We start from the raw sequence: 6,644 nt of genomic DNA, 5'->3' as shown, positions 1-6,644 counted from the left end.
ACTAGCTAAAATATCTCTATTGTTATCATTTCCGTTAAATTTTTGTTCTCCCGAATTAATAGAAACTATTCTTAATTCAATTTCAAAAGATTTAAATTATGCTTCAGTATTGGATATAGAAAATGCAAGAAATGCAGTATGTTATGTGAGTCGTAAGTGTCGTAATCAAGATGGATGTCTGAAACGTTCTTTGGCTGTTTATATATACATTTTTTTATGTAGAAAAAAATGTAGTTGGTGTACTGGTTTTATAATGGATCCATTTAGGGCCCATGCTTGGATAGAATTAGGAGGGGTACCAATAGGTGAAAATGAGGAAATAACAAGATATACCCATATGGTTAAGACGAAAGATACGTATGAGAAAATAGTTTATCAGTTTGAAAAGAACGAAGAGTACGATGATAATAAATCATATCATGTACGAATTAGAGATTTATTTAAAGATGTATCGTTTCAGAAAAAGGAGTTTATACTTGTTTTTATTTTGGGGATACTTAGTACTTTTTTTAGTTTGATACAACCTGAATTATTGTCTGAATTGATTAAAAATGATATAACAAATATTTTTAGCAGTATATCATTTATCTTATTTATTACAACAGTTTTTTTAGCAACAATTTGCTCTACATTTCAATATTTCTATTTGCAAAAAATTGGAGAATTAGCTATTTATAAAACTAGAAAAAATTTAGTGAGCCGTATGTTTAATCTTCATATTTCAGACTATGATAATTGGAGCATAGGGGATTTCATAAGTCGTGTAGGTTCGGATACGTCTAAGTTAAGATTGGGAATTATCCAATTAACAGTATCGTTATCGAGTAGTTTAATTTTATCAATTGGTGCTATATTTTTATTATTTTTTAAAGATTTCTGGCTTTCGATTATTACATTATTAACACTTACTGTGGTATTTTTTATCATACTGTTAATGAGTACAATAATTCAAAAAGCAAGTTTTGATGTACAAAAACATACTTCTAAATTATCATCGTTATTAACGAGAGATTTACTAGGAATCAGAACTATTAGAGCATTTAATAAGACAGAGTGTGAATTAGACAAAACGAATTATGAGATTAATTCAATAAAGGAATTAGGTTTAAAATTGTCAAAAGTACAAGCTTTATTGACTCCGATATCTAATTTAGGCATACAGTTTAGTTTAATGATTGTAATTGGTGTAGGTTCGTATAGAGTATTTAATAATTTAATGGATATATCTGATTTAACAGCTTTCATATTATTATTATTATTATATATGGCAATAGGCCCTTTTAGTCAAATATTTACATCAATATCAGGTATATCAGAATCACTTGGAGCTTTGAGTCGAATACAAGAAGTAGTAAACTTACCTGTAGAAAGAGATTATGATATTGATATACACGAACATTTTCAATCAAATGAAGGAGCAATTATTACTTTTAAAAATGTATATTTCACTTATAGTAAAAAATTTCATCTGGAAAAAAGAAATGTTATAACAGAATATATTTTAAATAATATTTCTTTTGATGTATATAGAGGTGAATACATAGCAATTGTTGGACCATCCGGTGCTGGGAAAAGTACCATTCTTCAAATTTTAGAACGTTTTTACGAGATCGATTTGGGAAGTATTTTAGTAGATGGCGTTGACATAAAAAAAATAGACAGATTTGATTTAAGAAAGAACTTAGCATATGTTGAACAAAATGCACCACTTTTATCGGGAACATTACTAGAAAACATACGATTCGGCAATGAAGAAGTGTCAGAATTGGAGTGTTTATCAGTTTTAAAAGACGTAGGTTTACAATACTTAGTTGATAGAAACCCTGATGGTTTAAATATGCTTATAGGTGAAAATAGTATAGGTTTATCAGGTGGTGAAAGACAAAGAATTGCTCTTGCAAGAGCATTACTTTCGAAAGCACAAATATTACTTTTAGATGAGATGACATCTAATCTAGATAGCATTAGCGAAAAACAAATAAAGAAAGTCTTAAAAAATATTCATCATAAAAAAACTATTATTTCAGTAGCTCATAGACTATCAACAGTTATAGAAGCGGATAGAATAATGGTTCTTGAGCACGGAAGAGTTGTAGGTGAGGGAACTCATAATCAACTTCTTGAATCAGTTCCTCTGTATAAAGAACTTGCAAAAGAGCAATTATTAGTATAAGGAGAACATCATGGAACAAAGTATTACCATTAAACATTTATGTAAGTCATATGGTCAAACTCAAATTTTAAAAGATATTTCTTTTGAAGCAAGAGCAGGTAGAGTGACTGCTTTCCTGGGCCCAAATGGAGCTGGAAAAAGTTCAACCTTGCGTATTTTATTAGGATTAGACAAAGCAACATCTGGTCTTACTAAAATTGGAGATCAAACTTATAAGGAATTAAAATTTCCTCTAAAAACTGTAGGAGCTTCATTTGACAGTGTAGGTGCTCCTGATGATCGGACTGTTTATCAACATTTGAAAATTGTTGCTGCTAGTAATGGGATATCCAGTCAGCGAATTGAACAAGTCTTGGATATGGTGGATATTAGCCATAAGAAAAAATCTAAAATTGGGAAATTATCATTAGGAGAAGGACAACGATTAGGGATTGCAACAGCTCTATTGGGAAATCCTCAATATCTGATATTGGATGAACCGACTAATGGGTTGGATCCAAGAGGAATTCGGTGGTTTAGAGAGTTTATAAAAAAACAAGCTCAAGAAGGGAAGACAGTCTTGCTATCATCTCATATATTATCGGAAGTGGAAGCAGTAACAGATGATGTAGTTATCATAAATAAAGGAAAAGTTCTTATAAAAGGAACTTTACAAGAAGTGATGAAAAATCTGTCTTCACTAGAAGAAGTCTTCTTTAGTTTAATAGAGGGAGGAAAGTGACATGGCACTTATTTACTCTCTTCATTCTGAAATATTGAAATTGCTTTATAGGAGAGCTACTCATGTTGTACTATTCTTGATACTGGTATTTCAAACGTTTTTAGCAAATATTGGTGCTTCTCAAATTGTTTCAGTTGGTATCCATGCTACACCAGAGACAAATCCAGATTTAGCAGAAGCTATACCTCCTATTGAATTTTTAGGTTTTGATGTCACTTTATTTGGTGTTTTTATTATGATTATCCTAGGCTCAATTTACGGAGCCGAGGAGTATAAATGCTCTGCTATTCGTACAAGCCTCCTCTCTATTACAAATCGAAGTACTTTCCTAGTTTCAAAAACATTAGTTTGGCTTGTATTTTCTTTTTTCATTTCCTTTCTATCAATATTCCTTACGATTAACATGACACATTATGTTTTAGGACAAGATGGCTTATTGCTTTTTTCACTAAATGGGAGAGTTTGGTTCTATATATTTTTAGCCAGTATAGCTTGGATCTTGTTGGGACTGCTGGCCTATATTATGGCTTTGACATTTAAAACAGCCATTGTTCCTCTATTATTTTTGCTTCCTCAAGTCTACAATTTAGGAACATTCTTAGCAAACTATATCTCAGCTGCAAAATTTCTTCCAGTTGCATTGGGGCAAGGATTGATTGCTACATCTCCTCAAATTTTAGAACATAATAGTTTACAACATATTTTGCTTTTACTTTGTTGGAACTTCTCATTCTTGGCTTTAGCAATCTACCGCTTACTTAAGTCAGATATCGGAGGAGGTGAATAAGTTGAAAGAGCAACTTAAAAGTGAGTATCTAAAGTTTGTGATGAATCCTTGGCTCTGGTTGATTATAGGTGCTCTGTTACCGTGTGTTCCAGCGATGGTTATTTTTTTAAATAGTAAGCCAGACCAGTTGACCCTACAGTTTGTTTTGGAACAGCTACTGCAAAGTCTCTATTTAGGACAGGCAGGTTTCATTAGTCTAACGGTTCTATTTATAGGTCAAGAATTTACAGGTTCTAGCCTTCGTACCAGTTTTCTTACATGTCCAAATCGTTTGAAATTTATAATCTGTAAACTAGCTATTGTATTATGTATGGAAATTGTATTATTGGTTGCTGTAATATCATTATGCATACTAATCGCGCAAGGATACTACAATATCAATCTTTTGAGTAATATTAAACATGTTCTAACAATCCTATTTCCAGCTTGTATTTCTATTCTAACCTTCTCTCTTTTAAGTGGTATTTTTGTATTTATTTCCCAGTCTTTTATCTTAATTCTGGGAATCAGTTTATCCCTTTTATTGGGTTTGGGACAAATGTTACTACAATTCAGTTCTTTTTTTAGAAATTTACCATTACTAGCTAGTATGAATTGTTTTTATACCCATCCCTTGTCGCTCTATTATCCAGTGTGGCAAGGCTTAGGGTTACAAATAGTTTGGTTATTAATTGTTTTTGTATTTGCTACATTGATACTTATAGGAAAAAATTTACGCTAAAGACAGGGGAGATCCTGTCTTTTTCTCAGTTAGTGCTATAATATATTCAGGAGGGTGAGTTATGGCTTATAAAATTTTGGTTGTAGATGATGATCTTGCTATTCTTCGCCTAATAAAAAAAGTACTAGAATATGAAAAATATGAAGTAGTCATACGAAATAAGATAGAAGAGATTGATCTTTGTAATTTTACAGGATTTGACTTGATTTTATTAGATATTATGATGCCTGTTAGTGGTTTAGAAATCTGTCAGATGATTCGCGAGCAGATAACTGTTCCTATCTGTTTTATAACTGCCAAGGATATGGATGAAGATTTAGTAGCTGGAATCAATGCAGGTGCTGATGATTATATTATGAAACCCTTTAGTATGCAAGAATTGTTAGCACGTGTTAAAATGCACTTACGTCGTGAAGAAAGGACTAAAGGAAATGTTCATCAAATAAAGATTGGGAAGCTTATACTATATACGGATAGTAAGGAACTATTTGTAAACGATGATAATATTGCCCTGACAAGGAGGGAATTTGACATAGTGAATCTTTTGGCAAGCAACCCAAGTAAAATATATTCTATTGAGGAAATTTATAATTATCTGTATCCACAAAGTTCAGAAGCTCTGTTACGTTCGGTTTCAGAGTACATTTATCAAATTCGTCAAAAGCTGAAACCTTATCAATTAAATCCAATTAAAACCTTGTACGGTGGAGGATATCAATGGGTAGAATCAAAAGTTTTAGACAATTAATTCGAGAAACCTGTTGGAGAATTATTTGGCAGTTTAGTCTTGGCTTACTAATGGCCTATCTTATTCCTTTAGCTTCAGTATCTATACAAATAAATGAAGACGGGAAACCTCTAAACAATAGTGGTGTTCTATCAATCTTTTTTAATGTGTCATCATGGATATATATTTGTCTTTTATTGATTATTCTAATAAGCTATCACATCGGAAAATTGTTGAAAAAACTGAGTTATGAAATGACTTTGATTTATGAAAATAGTATGTGGTTGGAGAGGGAATGTACAGAAAGATTAACGGTTAAAGAATTTCGTGAGACAGGAAATCGGATTATTGTGATGCAAGATAGAATTCGACAATTAATAATTGATGAGAAAGAACAGAAAGAAGATTTGATGTTTCAGGTTTCAGCAGCTTCTCATGATTTAAAAACTCCCTTAACCATTATTAGGGGAAATGTAGAATTCTTGCAGGCGATAACTGAAAACGACCAATCTCAAGAATGCTTAGCAGATATAGAAAGAGCTAGTCAACAGTTACTAGATTATTTCAATCAATTGATTCACTATTCTAAAACCTATTATGATGATGAGACAGGTTGGACGGAGTATTCCTCTTCAGATTTTATCAATGAATTAGAGAAAGAAGTCTCTTTTTTGATAAAAAATCAGATGAAGTTTTCTTTTGAACAAAATGTGAAAGGAACTGAAAATTATTATATAAATCCATCTCTTCTGATTCGTGCCATACAAAATATTTTAACAAATGCTTTGGAGTATGCAGATAAACAGAATCCTAAAATTAAAATTAGGGTAGAGCAAGAGGCGAAAGAATTAAAAATAGGTATATGGAATAATGGCTCTGAATTTCCAGAGGAAGTTTTAACTAATTTTGGAAAGCTCTTTTATCGTATGGATAAAGCTAGATCGTATAAAGAGCAACATTATGGTATTGGACTTAGTTTTGTATGTAGAGTTGCAAAACTACACAAAGGCCGAGTTGAGCTTAGAAATAGAGACGAGGGAGCAGAAGTTTTAATAACTGTGAATTGTATTAAATCATAGTGATTTATCAATACCCCAACTAATGAATAATACATTAGTCAATCATGGGAAATTTACTAGATTTTCTTTAACAAAGATTTTTGACTTGAAATTGTAGCTATTTAAAGATACAATATGTTTATAAATGAGTGGTCGGCTCATGGTCAATCTGATAGTAATCTTGGACATAAGGGCCAAGCGGTGGCGGACACCAGAACAAAATCCGATAGCAATCTTGGACGTAAGGGCCAAGCGGTGGCAGACACCAGAATAAACCGACTGATTAGGTGGCTTACAGGTTTAGTAAGTCATCTTTTTTATTTGAAAAAACAGTAAAAAAGCGCAAAAAATCACTTCCTGTGCTAGCGTGTAATTGAAATTTTTTAGTTTTGGCGTTAGAACTGTTCCCTCAGTCCTAACCCTTTCTCTTCTAATACTAACCCTTTCTCTTCTAATA

6 protein-coding genes are annotated in these 6,644 nt (G+C 32.0%); all 6 read left to right on the top strand.

All coding sequences use genetic code 11. The annotated features are described in order from the left end of the window. On the top strand, nt 1–2,173 hold a 2,173-nt coding region (locus D8787_RS10735), incomplete at its 5' end, for a lasso peptide biosynthesis B2 protein (RefSeq protein ID WP_125423749.1). Nucleotides 2,174–2,183: 10 nt separating this feature from the next. Beyond that, the gene (locus D8787_RS10730; RefSeq protein ID WP_125423745.1) at nt 2,184–2,894 is read left to right on the top strand and encodes an ABC transporter ATP-binding protein; all 711 of its coding nucleotides are present in this window, start codon (nt 2,184–2,186) and stop codon (nt 2,892–2,894) included. 1 nt (nt 2,895) lies between these two features. After that, nucleotides 2,896–3,681 (top strand): ABC transporter permease, encoded by a 786-nt coding sequence (locus tag D8787_RS10725; protein WP_125423741.1) that lies wholly within the window; start codon nt 2,896–2,898, stop codon nt 3,679–3,681. A gap of 1 nt (nt 3,682) precedes the next feature. Next, the gene (locus D8787_RS10720; protein WP_125423738.1) at nt 3,683–4,402 is read left to right on the top strand and encodes an ABC transporter permease; all 720 of its coding nucleotides are present in this window, start codon (nt 3,683–3,685) and stop codon (nt 4,400–4,402) included. 61 nt (nt 4,403–4,463) lie between these two features. Continuing rightward, entirely contained in the window at nt 4,464–5,150 is a 687-nt protein-coding gene (locus tag D8787_RS10715) for a response regulator transcription factor (RefSeq protein ID WP_125423734.1), read from the top strand. Next, entirely contained in the window at nt 5,120–6,208 is a 1,089-nt protein-coding gene (locus tag D8787_RS10710; protein WP_125423731.1) for a sensor histidine kinase, read from the top strand. Before D8787_RS10715 ends, D8787_RS10710 begins: the two co-directional genes overlap by 31 nt. Nucleotides 6,209–6,644: the final 436 nt, after the last annotated feature.

This window comes from Streptococcus mitis, from assembly GCF_003944325.1.
Taxonomy (GTDB): domain Bacteria; phylum Bacillota; class Bacilli; order Lactobacillales; family Streptococcaceae; genus Streptococcus; species Streptococcus mitis_CW.
This window is presented reverse-complemented; position numbering and strand designations above follow the sequence as displayed.